Annotated in this window: 16 protein-coding genes; 6 read left to right on the top strand and 10 right to left on the bottom strand. The window is 62.6% G+C overall.

Annotation, left to right across the window (positions count from 1 at the left end; translation table 11 throughout):
• The first annotated feature begins 21 nt into the window (after positions 1-21).
• Positions 22-1,524, top strand: a complete 1,503-nt coding sequence (locus BLW71_RS16350) for a sensor histidine kinase (protein WP_091800936.1) — start codon at positions 22-24, stop codon at positions 1,522-1,524.
• A 66-nt stretch (positions 1,525-1,590) separates the two neighbouring features.
• Here the strand turns inward: BLW71_RS16350 and BLW71_RS16345 are convergent, their stop codons facing one another.
• The 7 genes from BLW71_RS16345 to mnmC form a co-directional block, all read right to left on the bottom strand.
• A complete protein-coding gene (locus tag BLW71_RS16345) occupies positions 1,591-2,115 on the bottom strand; it encodes an SET domain-containing protein (RefSeq protein WP_091797782.1) in 525 nt (174 codons plus the stop codon).
• A 218-nt stretch (positions 2,116-2,333) separates the two neighbouring features.
• Entirely contained in the window at positions 2,334-3,446 is a 1,113-nt protein-coding gene (locus BLW71_RS16340) for an NADH:flavin oxidoreductase/NADH oxidase (RefSeq protein WP_091797780.1), read from the bottom strand.
• 73 nt (positions 3,447-3,519) lie between these two features.
• Positions 3,520-4,233, bottom strand: a complete 714-nt coding sequence (locus tag BLW71_RS16335; protein ID WP_091797777.1) for a glutamine amidotransferase — start codon at positions 4,231-4,233, stop codon at positions 3,520-3,522.
• 126 nt (positions 4,234-4,359) lie between these two features.
• A complete protein-coding gene (locus BLW71_RS16330; protein ID WP_091797774.1) occupies positions 4,360-4,998 on the bottom strand; it encodes a MarR family winged helix-turn-helix transcriptional regulator in 639 nt (212 codons plus the stop codon).
• Positions 4,999-5,535: 537 nt separating this feature from the next.
• The gene (locus tag BLW71_RS16325; protein WP_091797771.1) at positions 5,536-6,651 is read right to left on the bottom strand and encodes a YbdK family carboxylate-amine ligase; all 1,116 of its coding nucleotides are present in this window, start codon (positions 6,649-6,651) and stop codon (positions 5,536-5,538) included.
• A 125-nt stretch (positions 6,652-6,776) separates the two neighbouring features.
• The gene (locus tag BLW71_RS16320; RefSeq protein ID WP_091797768.1) at positions 6,777-7,982 is read right to left on the bottom strand and encodes a cation:proton antiporter; all 1,206 of its coding nucleotides are present in this window, start codon (positions 7,980-7,982) and stop codon (positions 6,777-6,779) included.
• 850 nt (positions 7,983-8,832) lie between these two features.
• Positions 8,833-10,803, bottom strand: a complete 1,971-nt coding sequence (gene mnmC, locus BLW71_RS16315; protein WP_091797766.1) for a bifunctional tRNA (5-methylaminomethyl-2-thiouridine)(34)-methyltransferase MnmC2/FAD-dependent 5-carboxymethylaminomethyl-2-thiouridine(34) oxidoreductase MnmC1 — start codon at positions 10,801-10,803, stop codon at positions 8,833-8,835.
• 274 nt (positions 10,804-11,077) lie between these two features.
• Here mnmC and BLW71_RS16310 point away from each other — a divergent pair, with 274 nt between their 5' ends.
• Positions 11,078-11,278, top strand: a complete 201-nt coding sequence (locus BLW71_RS16310) for a hypothetical protein (RefSeq protein ID WP_091797763.1) — start codon at positions 11,078-11,080, stop codon at positions 11,276-11,278.
• Between the two features lie 18 nt (positions 11,279-11,296).
• Positions 11,297-11,575, top strand: coding sequence for an HU family DNA-binding protein (locus tag BLW71_RS16305; protein ID WP_006050811.1), 279 nt, complete (start codon positions 11,297-11,299; stop codon positions 11,573-11,575).
• 131 nt (positions 11,576-11,706) lie between these two features.
• On the opposite strand, the gene BLW71_RS16300 is transcribed toward BLW71_RS16305, so the two are convergent.
• Together BLW71_RS16300 and BLW71_RS16295 are read right to left on the bottom strand one after the other, a co-directional pair.
• Positions 11,707-13,026 carry a GTP-binding protein gene (locus BLW71_RS16300; RefSeq protein ID WP_091797760.1) on the bottom strand — a complete coding sequence of 440 codons (1,320 nt, stop codon included), beginning with the start codon at positions 13,024-13,026 and terminating at the stop codon, positions 11,707-11,709.
• 190 nt (positions 13,027-13,216) lie between these two features.
• Entirely contained in the window at positions 13,217-13,663 is a 447-nt protein-coding gene (locus tag BLW71_RS16295) for a lytic transglycosylase domain-containing protein (RefSeq protein WP_091797757.1), read from the bottom strand.
• Between the two features lie 515 nt (positions 13,664-14,178).
• On the opposite strand from BLW71_RS16295, the gene gspD reads away from it, so the two are divergent.
• Genes gspD through gspF form a run of 3 tightly spaced genes read left to right on the top strand, consistent with a single transcriptional unit; the run spans position 14,179 to position 19,335 of the window.
• Positions 14,179-16,560 (top strand): type II secretion system secretin GspD, encoded by a 2,382-nt coding sequence (gene gspD / locus BLW71_RS16290; protein ID WP_091797753.1) that lies wholly within the window; start codon positions 14,179-14,181, stop codon positions 16,558-16,560.
• Positions 16,557-18,113, top strand: coding sequence for a type II secretion system ATPase GspE (gene gspE / locus BLW71_RS16285; RefSeq protein WP_091797750.1), 1,557 nt, complete (start codon positions 16,557-16,559; stop codon positions 18,111-18,113). The genes gspD and gspE overlap by 4 nt, the downstream gene beginning before the upstream one ends.
• Before the next feature lie 4 nt (positions 18,114-18,117).
• Positions 18,118-19,335: a type II secretion system inner membrane protein GspF gene (gene gspF / locus BLW71_RS16280; RefSeq protein WP_091797747.1), complete on the top strand. Its 1,218-nt coding sequence runs from the start codon at positions 18,118-18,120 to the stop codon at positions 19,333-19,335.
• Between the two features lie 95 nt (positions 19,336-19,430).
• On the opposite strand, the gene BLW71_RS16275 is transcribed toward gspF, so the two are convergent.
• The gene (locus BLW71_RS16275) at positions 19,431-19,844 is read right to left on the bottom strand and encodes a type II secretion system protein N (RefSeq protein WP_035518470.1); all 414 of its coding nucleotides are present in this window, start codon (positions 19,842-19,844) and stop codon (positions 19,431-19,433) included.
• Positions 19,845-19,998 lie beyond the last annotated feature (154 nt).

Genomic DNA, 19,998 nt, shown 5'->3' with positions numbered 1-19,998 from the left:
CTCTTTCCCGCGCGTTCGATCATGCCCCAGCCGGCCGCCAATAGTCTGCGCCGCACGCTGCTTCGGCGCCTCGCTGCTCCCCTTTCGCTGCTCGCGCTCATGAGCGGCCTGATCGCATACTGGCTGGCGTGGCAGTACACGCAGCACGTGGTCGACCGTTCGCTCGCCGATCTCGCCACCGCGATCTCCAAACAGATCCAGATTGCCGGCCCGGACGCCAAAGTCACCGTGCCGCCTCTTGCCCAAGCCATGTTCTCGGACCCGGTGGAACACCTCGTCTACCGGATCAGCACTGGCGAAACCGAAATCGCCGGCGACCATAATCTTCCGCTGCAAGGCACGAGCGTGCGGCGCATGCATTACGCGTACGTATTCGAAACGCAGCATCAGGGCGTGACGGTGCGCGTGGCACAGGTGCGGGTCGATCAACCAACGGGCAATCCGATCGTCGTCGAGGTCGGCCAACCGGTGCACCACCGGTTTCGAATCGCCGCCGAGTTTCTCGTCGCGATCATGATGCCGCTGCTATTGCTGCTGCTGGCCGGCTGGGTGATCGTATGGCGCGTGGTCAATCAACAGCTCAATCCGCTGACCGATCTTGCGGATTCACTGAACCGGCAAACCCACACGTCGCTCGAACCGGTCGACGAGACCTATGTGCCGGTCGAAATCCGGCCGCTGACCGGTGCGCTGAACGCGTTGCTCGGTCGCCTGAAAACCGCGCTCGACGGCCAGCGCAAGTTTATCGCCGACGCCGCGCATCAACTGCGCACGCCTCTGACCGCGGTCAAGCTGCATGCGGAGCAGGCGGCCGTTGCGCGCGACCCGCAGCAAACGCTAGCCGCGGTGCGTGAGCTGCGCGCCGCAGCCGACCGAGCGGTGCGGCTGTCGAATCAGCTGCTTTCGCTCGCGCGCGCCGAGCCGGGCGAACAGGCGGCTCGCTTCGTCAACGTCGACATGGCCGCGCTCGCGTTCGATACCGGCGCGGAATGGGTGCCGCGTGCGTTGACGTTCCACGTCGACCTCGGTTTCCAGCGTCTGGACGACCCGAGCAACGGCCATCCGTTGATGGCGCGCGGCAATCCCGTACTGCTGCACGAAGTGATCGCCAATCTGCTGGATAACGCGCTGAAGTACATGCCACCGTCGCGCTTCGATGGCGGCCGCATTACGGTAACGGTGTCGCAAACGGTGATCGACGACCTGCGCATGGCGGAGATTGCCGTTGAAGACAACGGGCCGGGCGTGCCGCGCAATCAGCAGGCCGATCTCTTCAAACGGTTTTTCCGCGGCGACGGCCAGAGCGATGCCGGCGTGGACAGCGGCGCCGGTCTCGGCCTCGCCATCGTTCACGACATCATGGTGCTGCATCACGGCAGCGTGCATTACGAAGACGCGCCGGAAGGCGGCGCACGTTTCATTGTGCGCATACCGCTCGTGCCGATCAGCGTACACATTGAAGCCGCGCCCGATACAAGGCGGCCGGCAAAAAAATCGGCGCACTCGGCGCCGGTGGATAGCTAACGGATCAGCTGTGCGACGGACTGCCTGGCGCGTTCACCAATGTGAACGACTCAGGCAGCGCGCATGTCATTTCTTCTTCGCTTTCTTTGCAGTCGTCTTGGCCTTTTTGGCCGACTTCTCGGCCTTGCCCGCGCCCTTCTCCTTCTCCGGCGGCGCCAGCATCGTGCCGCGGCACTTGCGCGCGCCGCAACGGCATTCGTATTCCTTCTTGAGCTTCTTGGTCTGCCGCGCGTCGATCACGAGGCCATAGTCGTAAAAGACTTCCTCGCCTTCGGCGATATCGCGCAACGCGTGCACATACACGTGACCGTCGATTTCTTCGGCTTCGCAGTTCGGCGCGCAGGAATGGTTGATCCAGCGCGCGCTATTGCCATTCACTTTGCCGTCGATCACCTTGCCGCTGTCGAGTGCGAAATAGAACGTGTGATTCGGCTCCGCCGGATTGTGCGGATGACGGCGCAGCGCTTCTTTCCAGGAGATCCGTTCGCCCTTGTATTCGATCAGCCGCTCGCCGGCCGCAATCGGTTCGACGGCAAACACGCCTTTGCCGTGCACACCCGAACGGCGCACGGCGATCCTGCGTGAACTCATTGAATGAATCCTTGTGAAGAACTTGGGGTGAAGATCGGCAGCCGTCAGGATTGCCCGCGTCTAATGCGCTGCTTTTTTCCGACGCGCATAGCAAACGCGGCGCCTTGCGAGCGCCGCGTCGATCTGCGACGCTCATGCGCCACAACCGGCATCGTACACGCTCACGATGGCTTCGTTCAACCGTCAAAAAGACGCGCGCGCAAGACGTGCCGCCAATTTCACCGTTGTCCGAACGAAATGTCGCCGAACAGCGCCTTTTGCTCGCGCGGTTGCGAGCGCCAGTACTGCGGCGGCGCTTCGACCGTGGCGCCGAGTTGCGCCGCGGCGTGCCATGGCCAACGCGGGTTGTACAGCAATGCGCGAGCCAGCGCGATCAGATCGGCGTCGCCGGCTTCGATCAGTTGCTCGGCGTGCAATGGGTCGGTGATCAAACCCACCCCGATGGTGGTGAGGCCCGTGGCCTCCTTGACGGCCTTGGCAAAGGGAATCTGATAACCCGGTTCAAGCGGAATCTTCTGTAGCGGCGAGACGCCGCCGGACGACACGTCGATCCAGTCGCAGCCGCGCTTTTTCAGCTCCTGCGCGAACGCAATCGTATCCTCGAGCGTCCAGCCGCCTTCGACCCAGTCGGTTGCCGAGACGCGTACGCCAACGGGTTTGTCGGCGGGAAATGCAGCGCGCACGATATCGAAGATTTCAAGCGGAAAGCGCATACGGTTCTCAAGCGAGCCACCGTATTCGTCGTCGCGTTGATTGGCGATCGGCGAGAGGAATTGATGCAGCAGATAGCCGTGTGCCGCATGCACTTCCAGTCCGTCGATGCCGAGCCGCGCGGCGCGCCGCGCCGAGGCCGCGAATGCCTCGCGGATCCGGTTCAACGCAGGTATGTCGAGCGCCAGTGGCGGCTCTTCACCTGCCTTGTGTGGCAACGCGGACGGCGCGTGCGGCAACCATCCGCCTTGCGACACCGGAATCAGCTGGCCACCTTCCCAAGGCGCGTGGCTCGACGCCTTGCGCCCGGCGTGCGACAACTGCATCGTGACCTTGATGTGCGAATGCTTGCGGATCGCGGCGAGCACAGGAACGAGCGCGGCTTCGGTGACGTCGTCCCACAAGCCGAGATCGCCCGGTGTGATGCGTCCGTCCGGCTCGACTGAAGTCGCCTCGATGCACAGCATGCCGGCACCCGACAATGCCATGCTGCCGAGATGGATCATGTGCCACGCCGTTGCCTCGCCACGCTCGGCGGAATACTGGCACATCGGGGACACGACGATACGATTGGGAAGCGTCACGCTGCGCAGCGTGAGCGGAGAAAAAAGCGCGCTCATGGATTACGCCCAGTAAAAACCCAATAGCGAACGAGCATAGCACCGCGATGGATTTACTGCTGGCACGGACCTATCAGGGTTTCGCCTCGACCTGATCGAGCCATTCGCTGAACATCCGGCGCGCGGCGACTTCGAGCGCGGGACCGAACTGCGCGGTCTCGGCCCGCAACTGGCGCGCGTCGATACCGTGGCCCGCAAGCTCACCGGCGTTACCAATCAGCCAGGGCTCGAAGCGATCGGTCCGAATCTCCGGATGACACTGCAGACCCAGCACATGGCTGCCCCAGGCGAACGCCTGGTTCTCGCACGCAGGAGTCGACGCGAGACGTGTCGCGTTGTCAGGCAAATCGAAGGTGTCGCCGTGCCAATGCAGCATGGAAGTCTGCACGCCATCCAGATGACGCACCGGCGAAGCGCGGCCGGCATCGGTCAACGTAAGCGGTGTCCAACCGAGTTCGGTGCGGCCCGCGGGATAGACGCGAGCACCGAGCGCGCGGGCAATCAGTTGCGCGCCAAGGCAGATGCCGAGTGTCGGCAAACCCGCCGCTATGCGTTTCTCGATCTTGGACAGCAGCGGCACGAGCGTCGGGTAATGCGCGTCGTCGGTTGCGCTGATCGGGCCGCCAAGCACCACCATCAATGACGCGGAGACGGGATTCGGCGCCTCGATGCGAGCCACCCCGACATCGAGATAGCGAACCGGACGCCCGCGCTCGCCGAGCACCAGCTCAAGACTGCCCAGATCCTCGAAGTGCACGTGGCGAATGGCCAGAACTTCGTGATTCATCGGCCTGCCCCACCTTCAGGTTGACTAAAGACTTGCCGCCACGCGGCACCGGACGGCTGACAGGCGGCATGCGCCGCCCGCCAAAGCCGGCTGGCAGTGTAGCGGATTGTCCCGGAAGAAGCCGCCTTATTGGGCGAAGATCTTCCAGGTCTTCTTCTGGGTGGCGACGTCGGCAATCTCATACACCGAGCAATCGAGGCGCAGATCCGTATCCGACATGTTCAGATCGAGCAACGCGCAATGATGCGGCGTCTTCTTCGGATTCTTGCTCGGCTCGAAGTGCGTGCAGGTCAGGCACATGCGGTGCGGCGGAATCGTGCCTTGCGCTTCCAGCTGATGCACGGTCTTGAGCAGCGTGCGATAGAACACAGCCTGCTCGTCGTCGCGCAGCGTGCCGACCGCCTTGGCCAGAAAGTCCGGCCATTGCGCGGCGCGCTTCGCAGCCGTGCGGCCACGCGCCGTCAGGCGAACTGCGAGGGCGCGGCCGTCGTCGAGGGCACGGCGCTTTTCGACCAGGCCTTTGGTCTCGAGCGTGCTGACTGCATCGCTGGTTGTCGCGGCGGTGAGGGCCGTTTCACGGGCAATTTCGCCGAGACGCATCGGGCCTTTGCGCTGCATCAGCAAAACCAGAATTTCGCCTTGAGTCGGCGTCAGGCCAGCACCTTCCGCCCATTCCCAAGCCTGGCTCCGCATTGCCGTGCTCAATCGCAATAGGCTGTGGGTCACCCGCCCGGTCGCCTGTTCTCCGTATACGCCTTCGCTCATAATCTTCGATTGGTTTATTTACAGCTTTCGCGCGCCGCTGGCGAACCATTCGCCGACCGCACCCGTAGCCTGTGTGGGGTAGCCTCGCCCAACTGCGGACAAGACGGTTTTCTACTATCTCAAAAATTTACCGCCCTGCAAGGCAAGGCAGCGAAAACGACATTCTATGCGAGAGCGGCGAATCGTACAGCTAACTTATCCAACGCAAGCTGTGGATAACCACGGGAAAACGCAAGGACAGCTTGTGCGCCAATTCTTGATAAGCCGCGAGGCCTGCCTGGCCGCACCGAAGTTGTCCTCGTATACCGGCCTCCATGCAGCCTCGATCAGCTCACTTATGGTTTACGCAGCGCATTGACTTTGCAGGGAATTATTCAGTTGTCCACAGGCCGGCGCAATGCTTGTTAACTACTACTACGTCTGTATACGTTAACTCTATAAAACCTAAGATACGCCGAGCTGGAAATTTAATTTATTGAAAAAAACCCGCTCGAGGCGGGTTTCCTTACGATTTACCGCGAGCCGTTCAGTCTCCGGCTACGCGCGCCACTGCAAACACTGTTGCCTGACGGCTTCGTGCAGGGACTTCTCCCGTTCGACGACGCCACGCAGCCAGGTCGCATCATTGACCTGACTGCGAGCGATCGAGCCGATTTCAGCCAGCGCATTACCCGAACCCAACGCTTCGGCGTGCGGAGCGATCCGATCCAGCGTTTCGAGAATGTCTTCGGAAATCGTCTTGCGTTCGCCCGTTTGCGGATTGATACAGGTGCCGGCCAGACCAAACCGGCATGCTTCGAAACGATTGAAGGTGTAGACGAGGTAGTCGTCTTCCTTCGGCGTGATCGGTTTGTCGAGCAGCAGATGCCGCGCGAGCGTCTGGATGTAGCAGGCAATCGCCGCCGCGCGATCCACCGACAACGGCGTGTCCATCACGCGCACTTCGATCGTGCCGAAACCGGGCTTCGGCCGGATGTCCCAGTAAAAATCTTTCATGCTGTTGACGACGCCCGTGTGGACCATCTTCGAGAAATATTCCTCGAAGCTGTCCCACGTCAACACGAACGGCGCCCGGCCCGAGAGCGGGAACGCGAACACGGAATTCAGTCGTGCCGAATGAAAGCCGGTATCGACACCCTGCACGAACGGCGACGATGCGGACAAGGCAATGAAGTGCGGAATGAAGCGCGACATGGAATGCAGCAGGTAGAGCGCGCTGTTCGGATCCGGGCAGCCGATATGCACATGCTGGCCGAACACCGTGAACTGCTTGGCGAGATAGCCGTACAACTCGGACAGGTACTGGAAGCGCGGCGTATCGACGATCTGCCGTTCACTCCATTGCTGGAACGCGTGCGTGCCGCCGCCGCACAAGCCGACGTTCAGATGATCGGCCGCCGAAACGAGCGTGTCGCGAATCTTGCGCAAGTCGGCGACGGCTTGCTCATGCGACGTGCAAATGCCGGTGGACAGCTCGATCATGCTTTCGGTGATTTCCGGCGTGATGTTGCCGGGGATCTTTTCGTCCTTGATTAGGCGCAGCAGATCCGAGCCGGCTTTGGTCAGATCATAGTCATGCGTGTTGACGATCTGCATCTCGAGTTCGACACCGAAGGTGAACGGTTTCGAGTCGATGAAGGGTTCGAGTGACATGGCGTCCCCTGAGTCAGGTCGGCCGGGTGTGGGTCACGTGCCCGGCCGTTTTTGAATCGAATATAAGCTGGATGGAGCGTAGCAGGCACCGAGCTTCGAGCAACGAAGTGCGCCCACTGGCGCACTTACTCTTCGCGCCGTTCGCTCACCAGCGCGAGGCTGCGATAGACGAGCCACGGCCCGAGAATCTGCAGCACGAAAATGGAACACATGACGATCGCCCGCAGTTGCGGATCGAAATTCGGATACAGGTTGTACGTATCGTCGACCAGCAGATAGGCGAGCGCCGACATTGGCGATAACGACAGACCAAGCGCCATGCCCTGCTTCCAGTTCAAACCGCTCGGCTTGGCAAACGCCAGCACGCCGACCAGTTTCGCCACGAGGCGCGCAACAATCAGACCCAGCGCCGCGACGCCGCCGAGCGCAATGTCTTTCCATTCGAACGAAGTCAGCGTCAGCACGAACAGAATCACGGTCAACAACCAGCCGGCCGTGCCGAAGTGCTCCGGCCACAACTGCGGACGCGCTTCATGATTCTTTACGATGATGCCGGCGGCCAGCAACGCAAGAATGGTCGACAGCTTGAACAGATGCGCGACCGCAATGGCCAGCAGCACGAGGCCGAACAGCGCGACGAACGAATGTTCGTCCTGCATGTTCAAACGTCGATAAAAGAATGTGCAGGTGCGCGCGAGCAGATACGCGAGCACGAGCGAGCCGACCAGCAGATAAAGCGGTTGCAGGATGGTCGCGAATACGTTGCCGTACATTTCCTGATGCAGCCAGCTGGACACGAGCTTCTCGATCACCACCGCATACATGCTGTTCAGCGCGGTCAAGGTCAGCAGACGCTGGGTGACCTGGCCTTCCGCGCGCAATTCCGTTTTCAGCTGGATCACCATGGCCGGCGAAGTTGCCATGGCAATCGCAGCGAGCACGGTGGCCACCATGAGCGGCACGTTCAGAAACAGCAAGACCGGGAGCACGAGCGCGAAAGTCAGCGTGGCTTCGGCGACGCTCGACAGAATCAGCCACGGATTGCGACGGATCCAGCGCAAATCGAGGCGGCTGCCGAGTTCGAACAACAACAAGCCTAGCGCGACATCGAGCAACGGCCGCGCGGCGCTCGCTGAATCCGCGTCGATCACGCCCGAACCGGCGGCGCCGGCAATCAGACCAATCACCGCATACCCGGAAATGCGCGGCAAACGCCACGCGCGATAGCACAGCTCACCGCACAGACCGGCGGCAAGCAATGCGAGACCAGCCCAAAAAATGGCGTCGGGTGAAAGCGGCCAGGCTGGAAAAAATGAAAACGCCGAATTCATCGTGATGGGTTCTCCTTTGCAGCAACGGCAGACGACACGAACCGGCGCAGACGCCGGCGAGCGGGTGGGCGCATGGAGCGCTCACTGTCGCGATCGCTTCGCATGGCCAGCGTTGCGAGTGTTCAACGATCGGATGATCTGAATGCGCCGCAGCCGCGGGGAGCCTGACGCATTCGGGGTGCGGCCGTAGCAACCGGCACGGTGAAAGAACGCCGTCGACTTTGAATCAGATTCTGATTGAGCGGCACCGTTCCGTTTGCTGCGTGTGCCGCTGTAGAAGCAAGGCACGACGCGGAAAAGAACGGCGATTGTGCCATAGCTTTTTCAGCCTCGACCGAAAAGACACGAACATGCTGGCAAAACGGTAAAAACGTACGTTATCTCGCCGACATGAGGAAAAAGCGACCGTTTTTACGTCCAAACTCAGCCGCGGATGCGGCCAGTTTGAATTCGGCAGATGTGTTTTTCGGGACACTGCCGAGGCAGTTTGTCTTGGGTCATGGGACGGAGCTACGTCGATAGGCTTCATTCCAGCCACGGCCTTGCTGTTTACTGGTTTACCGTATGTATACGTAGTAACAGTTAACAAGGTGCCTCGTTTTCTGTGGATAACTTCTGTTTACCGAAATGAATCATTGGTTTGCCGACCGCATAACCGGATGCACAGCATGTGCGGCAGCGGCGGGTATACAAGAGCAACTTTTTGCGATTTTCGGCGGCGGCAAAGTTACCCCGTTTACGTCCACAACGGCTCCACATGAGTTGCGCGGGTAAACGGCGCAGTTATCCACAAGTTTCAGTGGATAACTCATCGGGTAAGCATGCGGGGACGCCAGCGGTTAACTCACCGTTAACGGACCGTTCCCTGACGCAATGCGCGCAACAGAAAGCGCGCGGGATCGAGGTCTTCGGCCAGGTCCCGTTCAAGTGGCCACGGTTCGCCTTCCAGTTGCGAGGCGATCAGCTCTGCGCCGAGCGCTGCCCACACGAGCCCACGCGAACCATAGGCGAATGCGCCGTACAGTCCGTCCGTACGTGGCAGATCGAGTGGCCATGCGCCGCGCAGACGCTGGGCGTCGCGCGCTGCGAGCGCTTCGTCGGCGAGCTGGCCGATCATCGGCATGCGATCGCTGGTGACGCAACGGAACGCGACACGCCCCGCCAACGCCGCTGACTTAGCGCGATCGGCGATGCCCGCGAAGGCCGGCAGCATCTGCGCGACGCGCTGCAGGTTTTCCAGATGGCCAGCCGCGCGCAGCGTGGTGTCGGGGTCGTCGAGTTCGTAGGTGGCGCCGGTTAGCGTCATGCCGTCGGCGAGCGGTACAGCGTAGCCTTCGCCGATCACCGGCATGCCGAGCGGCGGCAGCACCGTGCCGGCCGGCAGCAATGTGAGCTGGCCGCGAATGCTGCGAGTCGGCGCGTGCTGCAAACCGGCGATGCGCGCGGCGTCGTGAGCGCTCGCGACGATTACCACCGGCGCTTGCGCGAGCGCCTCGCCCGCGGAGTTGAACACGATCCACTCATCGCCCGACCGCTCGATTCGCGCGACATCCACACCGAAGCGTCGTTCGAGCAACTGACCCGCCGCGGCGCACTGTGCTGCGCAGAGCGACGCCGGGTCGATCCAGCCGCCGTGCGCAAAGAACCAGCCGCCGCGGGCGAGCGGCATGCCGGCGAGCCGCTGAGCTTCATCCGGCGAGACGGGCCTCACGTAGTCGGATGGATAGCCTGACGCGGCAATCGCGTTGCTGATCGAGCGGGCTTCTTCGTCGTCCGCTGCGATCTGCAACAGGCCTTGGCCGCCGCGCGTTGGTCCGTAACCAAGCCGTTCGAGGGCGGCCCAGCGCTTGAGCGAATACAGAAAGCCCGCGCGCGTGACGCGTGAGGCGACGCTGTCGTCACGCGAAATCATGGGATGAAAGACGCCGGCCGGATTGCCCGACGCGTCCTGCGCCACCGAAGCATGCCGTTCGAGCGATGTGACGCGCCAGCCGCGCGCCGCGAGCCGTTCGATCACCGCGCAGCCGGCCAGCCCGGCGCCGATCACCACGGCATGGCGCTCGCCGAGCGCGAGCGGCGCGGGCGGCTCGTAACGCCGCACGCGCCAGCGGGGGGCGAAGTGGCCGACCAGCATCGCGCGTTTCCAGCCGAAGCCGTCCACCTTGCGGTATTCGAAGCCGCATTGCGTCAACGCACGTTTGATCTCGCCGGCGCTGCTGTAAGTGGCGAAGGTGGCGCCCTCGCCCGCCAGGCGCGCGAGCGCCTTGAAGATCGCGGGATTCCAGAGTTCGGGGTTTTTGGCCGGCGCGAATCCGTCGAGGTAAAAAGCATCGGCACGCAGTCTCAAGGCCGGCAGGCTGTCCTGCGCGTCGGCGAAAACGAGCGTGAGCACGACGCGCCCTTCTTCGAACTCGAGCCGATGCGTGCCAGGAACGAGCATCGGCCAGGCGTTCGCGAGGGCTTGTGCGAGGCCCGCAATCTCCGGATCGGAAATGGTCGCGGCTACTACTTTGCGTAAATCGTCGACGGTAAACGGATGTTTCTCAGTCGACACGAAATGCAGCCGCTCACAGCGCGACGAGTCGGCACGCCAGGCGGCCCAGGTCACCAGAAAGTTGATGCCCATGCCGAAGCCGGTTTCGACCACGGTGAAGACGCGGCGGCCCTGCCACCGCTCGGGTAGCGCGTTCCCGCGCAGGAAAACATATTGGGCCTGTTCGAGACCGCCCACGGCGCTGTGATAGATATCGTCGTAAAGCGGCGAGAAAGGCGTGCCGTTGTCGCGAAAAGCGAGGACGGCGGGGATCAGCGGATCAGTCATGCGCGACGGAAAATGACGCTCGGAAAAAGGCCCCCAGAACCTGTCGCTTCGCGCCAAGGCCCCCGTGGGGGATAAGAAAACTTGAGCCGGCGAGCGTTTTTTCACACGCGGGTTGAACGTTACCGCCCGAGCACAGCTCGCCGAACGGCGAAAAAGACGCGCTGAACGTTGGCAAATACCAACGCCAAGCCCCGTCCGGATTGGGTTTCAGCCCTCGGTTGAAGGTCGCCGGGAGCAAAAATGGCAGTTTCGTTGCTTTATCCGCTCCGCAACCGTGCAATTCTTCGAAACCCTTATCCTGATTGGGTTTGCGCTGCGCTATCATAGCAAGCGCCGCGAAGGGAGCGGCAGCACGGCCGACGGACAGTCATCTGTCCGGCGCTATTGGTCCGGAGGGGATCCGGAGCCGGAGCTGCTCGACGGCGCGGCCCGCGCACGTATAATCGGCGCGTTCGCGCTGTTCGTGTCAACCTAAACTCAGAAAGGAACCTTAATGAACAAACAGGAACTGATCGACGCCGTCGCAGGACAGACGGGCGCCAGCAAGGCTCAAACCGGTGAAACGCTGGACACGTTGCTTGAAGTGATCAAGAAGTCTGTGTCGAAGGGCGATGCGGTCCAGTTGATCGGCTTCGGCAGCTTCGGTTCGGGCAAGCGCGCAGCACGTACGGGTCGTAACCCCAAGACCGGCGAAACTATCAAGATCCCGGCCGCCAAGACCGTCAAGTTCACGGCTGGTAAGGCGTTCAAGGACGCAGTCAACAAGCGCTAAGCAGATTACTGCCAGGCAGTTGACACCCGCCAATGGCGGGTTTTTTTTCGCCTGCGCGTTTTCGTCCGCACACTGCGCAAGGGATAGCGGCGACGAGCGTCGCGGCTATCCCGCCGGGACGCGAAGGGCGCTCAGTCGTGGCGATGCACGATTTCGCCGTGACCATGATCGTGGTCATGGTCATGATGGTCGTGACCATGTTCGTGATCGTGATCGTCTTCGTCGAAGTCCCAGGCCGGGAACGGATCGGCGAGCTTCTCCCATGCTTGCGGTCCCTGCGCGTATTCCTCGTCGGTCAGCAAACACGCGTCGAACTTCGCTTTCCAGACAGCCGGATCGATGCCGACGCCGATCATGACCAGCTCCTGGCGACGGTCACCAATGCTCAGATCGTCCGGTTCGCCATACCAGTCCGCGGCGATTTCGGCAGCCAGCTCGTCGTCGCCGTCAGGCCATTCGCTGCGATCCTGAGCGGCCCACCACATGCCCGCCGGACCGTGCCGGCAAGCGCCGCCCGCCTGCGAAAGCGAGCCGGCGATATCGTTACGCGTAGCCAGCCAGAAGAAGCCTTTACTGCGCAAAACGCCCTTCCACTCCTGATGCAGCAGCGCCCACAGTCGTTCCGGGTGAAACGGCCGACGCGCGCGGTAAATGAAATTGCCGATGCCGAATTCGTCTGCCTCACCGTGATGCGCATGGCCGTGCTCATGCTCATGATTCAGCGACGTCAGCCAGCCCGGCGCGCTCGACGCCTCGTCGAAATCGAAGCGGCCGGTGTTCAGCACTTGCGCGAGGGGCACGTCGCCGAAACGGGCAACGACCTGTACCGCGCGCGGGTTGATCCGGCCGAGAATGCGCTGCAGGCGCGTGAGTTCGTCCGCGCTGACCAGATCCGCCTTGTTTACCACCAACACGTCGCAGAATTCGATCTGCTCGATCAACAGCTCGACGAGTGTGCGGTCGTCCTCTTCGCTCGCAGCGATGCCACGCTCGGCGAGCGCGTCGGCCGAACCGTAGTCGCGCAGGAAGTTGAATGCATCGACCACGGTTACCATCGTGTCGAGCCGCGCGACGTCGGAGAGCGACGCGCCTTCGTCATCGACGAAGGTGAACGTTTCGGCGATCGGCATGGGTTCGGCCACGCCGGTCGATTCGATCAGGATCGCGTCGAAACGCTGTTCGGCCGCGAGGCGCTTGATCTCGACCCGCAGATCGTCGCGCAGCGTGCAGCAGATGCAGCCGTTCGACAACTCGACCAGTTGTTCCTCGACGTGAGACAGCGCGGCGGCATCGCGCACGAGCGTCGCATCGATATTGACGGCGGCCAGATCGTTGACGATCACGGCCACGCGCAAACCGGCGCGATTCGCGAGAATGTGATTCAGGAGCGTGGTCTTGCCGGCGCCCAGAAAACCGGAGAGCACGGTGACGGGCAATAGCGGCTGGTTCATCGCAGTACGGAAAAGCTAGAGGATTGGAAGGCGTGCCGGGCTCGGGGTCGCATGACGGCTCGACCTGAACGATGTTCGAGCCTCGACGGCAGCACGAAGCCGCATTGTGCATCAAAACGGGCGACGGCCGGGTAATAGGCCGGATTAGGCCGGATGGAGTCAGATCAGCGGGCCGGCTCAGGAGACCGACTCAGCGCGTAGCCGGCATCAGATTCCACTTGCGCAGGATCGCGACGATCTGCTGCGAGTACTTGTCCCGCAATGCCGGCGTTTCCGAGTGGTATGCGCCGACAGCCTGCCATGTGTTGCCGTACTTGTTCATCTGGCGGCGCAGATGCCATGCCGCGATATAGACGTTCTTGCAAGGCTCCATCAACGTGCCTTGCGAGATACCGTACTGGGCGAGTGTGGGCAGATGAATCGAATTGATCTGCATGACGCCGTAATCGGTCGAGCCATTGGCGTTTTTATGCTGTGCGTCGGGCCTATTATGTGACTCTTGCCACGCGATTGCGCGCAGAATCAGAGGATTGACCTTTTGATACCTGGCCGCTTCGTCAAAGCAATCGGCGCGCGCCGACCCTGCTGCTATCAGCACGGCAAGTCCTGCAGCGACAGTGACGAGGGAGCGTTTCATCGGTCAAGACCACTAAATAAAGTGCAAGCGTAAGGGTGGGTTAGGGATCGCGTCGGCCATACTTCAGCCGCTGACAGCAGCCGAGCCGCGCCAGCCGGGCATTCACGGGACATCGGGGAAAACCCGCGCCAGCAACACGCAACAAGGGACTCGAACGGCTCGTATCATACCGGCAGGCGGACCTCCGTCAAGTTGGCTAACCGACATAAGCACGCAGAAAACGAAGCATTTTCGCGCTCATCACAGACCATCCTGTTAGCTTTCAATTGTTTGACAAAATAGGGCAATCTTTAGAGGAATCGCACAGCGCGGTCTGTTTTGTGACAAATCCGACATGAAAAACTGGTACTGTTCATTTTTTTCGGACATCGGGCGGCGGGTTGAGAGGGCGATGAACGCCCGCGAGGCCGGCCGGCAGATCGATAGGGCGGCGGCCTGCTCCCATGTCCGCACTGCATGACCGTCAACGGCTACGGCCGTCGGCATCAATACCCTATTCCATGAGAAGAAATCGTATGGCTTTGCGTCGCGTCGCAACGGCGCTGCTGGTGGCTGGTTTGATCACCGCGCAGACAGCACAGGCACAGGTGACACTCAACTTCGTCAACGCCGACATCGACCAGGTGGCCAAGGCGATCGGCGCGGCAACCGGCAAAACGATCATCGTCGACCCGCGTGTGAAGGGTCAGTTGAATCTTGTGTCGGAAAATGCGGTGCCTGAGGATCAGGCACTGAAGACCTTGCAGTCCGCGTTGCGGATGCAGGGCTTCGCGCTGGTGCAAGACCACGGCGTGCTGAAAGTGGTGCCCGAGGCGGACGCCAAGCTGCAAGGCGTGCCGACCTATGTGGGCAACGCGCCTGTTGCCCGCGGCGATCAAGTGGTCACGCAGGTGTTCGTGCTGAAGAACGAATCGGCCAACAATCTGCTGCCGGTGCTGCGCCCGCTGATCTCGCCGAACAATACCGTGGCGGCCTACCCCGCCAACAACACGATTGTAGTGACCGACTACGCCGACAACGTGCGGCGCATCGCCCAGATCATTGCGGGCGTGGATACGGCGGCGGGCCAGTCGGTTTCGGTGGTGCAACTGAAGAACGCCAATGCGATCGACATTGCCACGCAGCTCTCCAAGATGCTCGACCCGGGCGCGATCGGCAGCACTGACGCGACGCTGAAGGTCTCGATCACCGCCGACCCGCGCACCAACTCGCTGCTGATCCGCGCGTCGAACGGTGCGCGCCTCGCGGCAGCGAAGCAACTGGCGAAGGAACTCGACACGCCGACCACGATGCCCGGCAACATTCACGTCGTGCCGCTGCGCAACGCGGACGCGACGAGGCTCGCCAAGACCTTGCGCGGCATGTTCGGCAAAGGCGGCGACACGGGCTCGTCGGCGAACTCGAACGATGCGAACTCGTTCAACCAGAACGGCGGCGGTGGGCTTGGCGGCAACAATTCGACGGGCACGTCGGGTACGCCGCCACTGCCCTCGGGCGGTCTCGGCAGCAGCTCGATGGCCTCGCCGATGGGCGGCAGCGGAGGCGGCGGCTATGGCGCGGGCGGTGGTTCCAATTCCGGCGGCCTGCTGGGTAACGAGAAGGAAAAGGGCGACGACAATCAGCCCGGCGGCATGATCCAGGCGGACGCCGCGACCAACTCGCTGATCATCACAGCAGCCGAGCCGGTGTACCGCAACTTGCGGGCGGTGATCGACCAGCTCGACGCACGGCGCGCTCAGGTTTATCTTGAAGCGTTGATCGTCGAGTTGAACTCGAACACGAGCGGCAATCTCGGCATTCAGTGGCAGGTCGCGAACAATTCGATCTTTGCCGGCACCAATCTGCAGACCGGCAGCAGCAATAGCATCATCAATCTGACGGCGGCGGCCGCGGCGACCGGCGCCACAGGTGGTCTAGCCGGGGCGCTCGCCGGCCAAAGTCTCCAGCAAGGCCTGAACGTCGGCTGGATACACAACATTTTCGGTGTGCAGGGACTCGGTGCGTTGCTGCAGGCGCTCTCGCAGACCGCCGATGCGAACGTGCTGTCCACGCCTAACCTCATCACGCTCGACAACGAGGAAGCCAAGATCGTGGTCGGCACCAACGTGCCGATCCAGACGGGTTCGTATTCGAACCTCACGAGTTCGACGGCGACTTCGGCGTTCAATACCTACGATCGCGTGGACGTTGGTCTTACGCTGCACGTCAAGCCGCAGATCACCGACGGCGGCATTCTCAGGCTGCAGCTCTACACGGAAGACTCGGCGATCGTGACCGGCACGAACAACGCCGCGACCAACCCGGCCGGCCCGGAATTCACCAAGCGCTCGATCCAGTCGACGGTGCTCGCGGATAACGGCGAGATCATCGTGCTGGGCGGCTTGATGCAGGACAACTACCAGGTCAGCAACAGCAAGGTGCCGCTGCTCGGCGATATTCCGTGGATCGGCCAGCTGTTCCGTTCGGAGCAGAAAACCCGCAACAAGACCAACCTGATGGTGTTCCTGCGTCCCGTGATCATCAACGATCGCGGGACGGCTCAGGCCGTGACGTCGAATCGCTACGACTACATTCAGGGCGTTCAGGGCGCGTACAAGCAGGACAACAACCTGATGAAGGACAATGACGATCCTGTGGTGCCGCCCATGCCGATCGGTCCGAGTCAGGGCGGTTCGCCCGAGATGAACCTGTTCGATATCGACAAGATGCGCCGGCAGAAGCTCACGCCGCCGCCGGCCAACGGAGGCGCTGTTACGAATGGCGCCGCTGTCACCAACGGCGCGGCGGCCACGAATGGCGCCGCCGCGCAGAACAGTCCGGCCACCGTTGGGCCCGCCGTGCAGAGCAGTCCCGTCACCGTGACGCCCTCTACCGAGTCGCCGGGAGTGCGGCCGTGAGCACGCCGTCCACGCCGCCGTCAGCGGCCGCTACGCCGGCAGCAACGCGGGCCGGCGCAGCGGCGCTTCCGCCTGCGGGCGCGACGGAGCATGCCGGGCGCGAGGCGCCGTCCGCGATCGCCGCTCGGCTCGTGCCCTACGGGTTTGCGCGTGCCGGTCAGATTCTGGTTGCGCATCAGCATGCGGACAGTCTCGAAGTCTGGATCAGCGAACGCACGAGCGACGCCGCGCTTTCCGAAGTCGCGCGTAACTTCGGCGCAGTGTCGATCGTGCGCGTTCCCGCCGACGAACTCGCGCAGGCGATCAACCAGGCGTATGCGCGTCAGGACGGCAGCGCTGCGCAGGTGGTCGGCGAAGTGGAAGGCGAAGTCGATCTCTCGCGCCTCATGCAGGACATTCCCGAGGTGGAAGATCTGCTGGAGTCGGAAGACGACGCGCCGATCATCCGCATGATCAACGCGCTGCTCACGCAAGCGGCGCGCGAGCAGGCTTCGGATATTCATATCGAGCCGTTCGAGACTTCTTCCGTGGTGCGCTTTCGTGTCGACGGCACGTTGCGCGATGTGGTGCGCCCGAAGAAAGCGCTGCACGGCGCGCTGATCTCGCGGATCAAGATCATGGCGCAGCTCGACATTGCCGAAAAGCGCTTGCCGCAGGATGGCCGGATCACGCTGCGCGTAGGCGGCCGCCCGGTCGACGTGCGCGTCTCGACGCTGCCGACCGGCCACGGCGAACGCGCGGTGCTGCGTCTGTTGGAAAAAGACGCGTCGCGTCTGAATCTCGAAGCACTCGGCATGGCGCCCGACACGCTCGTCAAGTTCGACAAGCTGATCGGCAGACCGCACGGCATCGTGCTGGTTACGGGTCCGACGGGCTCGGGTAAAACGACCACGCTCTATGCGGCGATGTCGCGGCTCGAAACGGCGACCACCAACATCATGACGGTCGAAGACCCGATCGAATACGACCTCTCCGGCATCGGCCAGACGCAGGTCAACGAGCGGATCGGAATGACTTTCGCGCGGGCGCTGCGCTCGATTCTGCGGCAGGATCCGGACGTCATCATGATCGGTGAAATCCGTGACCTGGAGACCGCGCAGATCGCGGTGCAGGCGTCGCTGACGGGCCACCTCGTGCTCGCCACGCTGCACACCAACGACGCGGCCTCCGCCGTGACACGTTTGACCGACATGGGCGTCGAGCCGTATCTGCTGGCGTCGTCGCTGCTCGGCGTGCTGGCGCAGCGGCTCGTGCGGCGCTTGTGCCCGGTGTGCCGCGAAGAGCGCGTGGAAGAAGACGGCAGCGTGCGCTGGCATCCGGTGGGTTGCGACCGGTGCGGCCACTCCGGTTATGCGGGACGTCGCGGCGTCTACGAACTGCTGCTGATCGACGACAACATTCGTACGCTGGTTCACCGCAACGCGGCGGATGCCGAGATTCTCGCGGCCGGCCGCGAGCAAGGCATGCGTACGCTGCGCGAGGATGCGGACCGCTGGCTCGCCTCCGGGCTGACATCGCTCGAAGAAGTGATCCGCGTCACGGGCGGAGCATAAGCGCATGCCGGCATTTCGTTTCGAAGCGATCGATGCGGCGGGCAAGGCGCAAAAAGGCGTGCTCGACGCGGACAGCGCGCGCGGCGCGCGGACCAATCTGCGCTCGCAGGGACTGACGCCGCTCGTCGTCGAACCGGCCGCCACACGCACGCGTGGCGAGCGCAGTCAGCGGCTGTCGCTGGGGCGGCGTTTGTCGCAACGCGAGCAGGCAATCTTGACGCGCCAGCTCGCCAGTCTGCTGATTGCCGGCCTGCCGCTCGACGAAGCGCTCGCCGTGCTCACCGAGCAATCGGAACGCGACTACATTCGCGAACTGATGGCGTCGATCCGCGCGGAAGTGCTCGGCGGCCATTCGCTCGCCAATGCGCTGACGCAGCATCCGAAAGACTTTCCCGAGATTTACCGCGCGCTGGTCGCGGCCGGCGAACATACCGGCAAACTGGGTCTCGTGCTGTCGCGCCTCGCGGACTACATCGAGCAGCGCAACGCGCTGAAGCAGAAGATCGTGCTCGCGTTCACGTACCCGACCATCGTCACGATCATCGCTTTCGGCATCGTCACGTTTCTGTTGAGTTACGTGGTGCCGCAGGTGGTGAATGTGTTCGCCAGCACCAAGCAGCAACTGCCCTTCCTCACCATCATGATGATGGCGCTGTCCGGGTTCGTGCGGAACTGGTGGTGGGCGATGCTGATCGGCGTGGCCGTGCTGTCGTATCTGGTGCGCTCCATTCTCAAGCAGCCCGGCCCGCGCCTCGCTTTCGACCGCTGGCTGCTGACCGCCCCGCTGCTCGGCAAACTCGTGCGCGGCTACAACACTGTGCGCTTTGCCAGCACGCTCGGCATTCTCACGGCGGCCGGCGTGCCGATTCTGCGGGCGCTGCAAGCAGCAGCCGAAACGCTCAGCAACAACGCCATGCGCGAGAACATCGACGATGCGATCGTGCGCGTTCGCGAGGGCACGTCGTTATCGCGCGCGCTCGGCAATACGAAGACCTTTCCGCCCGTGCTGGTTCACCTGATCCGCTCGGGCGAAGCGACCGGCGACGTGACCACGATGCTCGACCGCGCGGCTGATGGCGAAGCGCGCGAACTCGAGCGCCGCACGATGTTCCTGACGAGTCTGCTGGAGCCGTTGCTGATTCTGGCGATGGGTGGCGTGGTGCTGGTGATCGTGCTGGCGGTGATGCTGCCGATCATCGAGTTGAACAACCTGGTGCAGTAAGGCCGGGAGAGCGGCTGGATTGCGCGATGAGCGTGCCGGTTATCGGCGCGGTGACCGCGCAATCGGTGCAGCGACGGTTTGTTCGGTGCGTGACTTTAGCGCACGTAGATCGTCGGACCTGCGGGGTTGGCCGGCAGGAACACTTCGGAGTGCGCGCCATTGCGGTCGATGATGATCGAGCGGGCACGGACTTCGGAGAGTTTGGCGCCTTGCATCAGCGCGCTGCCGAGCGACACCGCATGGGGCGGTTCGCCGCCGACGCTGACGATAGCCGCGGCGCCTTCCCGCAACGCGAGGATGCCGAACAGTCGCACGTCCTGGTTGGCGCTGCGCGTGAGCTGGCCGCCGAACAGCGTGGCGGCCTGGTCGGTCGAGACCTGCGCATGCGCAGCCGCTGCGGGCAACGGCGCACCGGACATCGTGCTGAGCGTGATGACCCAATAGGTCAGCGTCGCGCAGAACACGGCGAACAGCGCGAGCGACAGAAGGCGGATTTGGATGGCGTTCATGCGCATCATTGTACGGACTATTGTGAAAATTGCGTTGGGTTGAAAGCGCCCTCTAACCAGGCGCTTTGCACGAGGCTCCGCGAGCGCGTGAGCAAACTTGTGGCGGCCCGGCGGTTTCTTACGACCCTTCAACTCCATGACATTAAAATGACCG

It is taken from the genome of Burkholderia sp. WP9, assembly GCF_900104795.1.
GTDB lineage: Bacteria > Pseudomonadota > Gammaproteobacteria > Burkholderiales > Burkholderiaceae > Paraburkholderia.
Note: the sequence above shows the minus strand (reverse complement) of the source record. Positions and strands in the feature narration are given on the sequence as shown.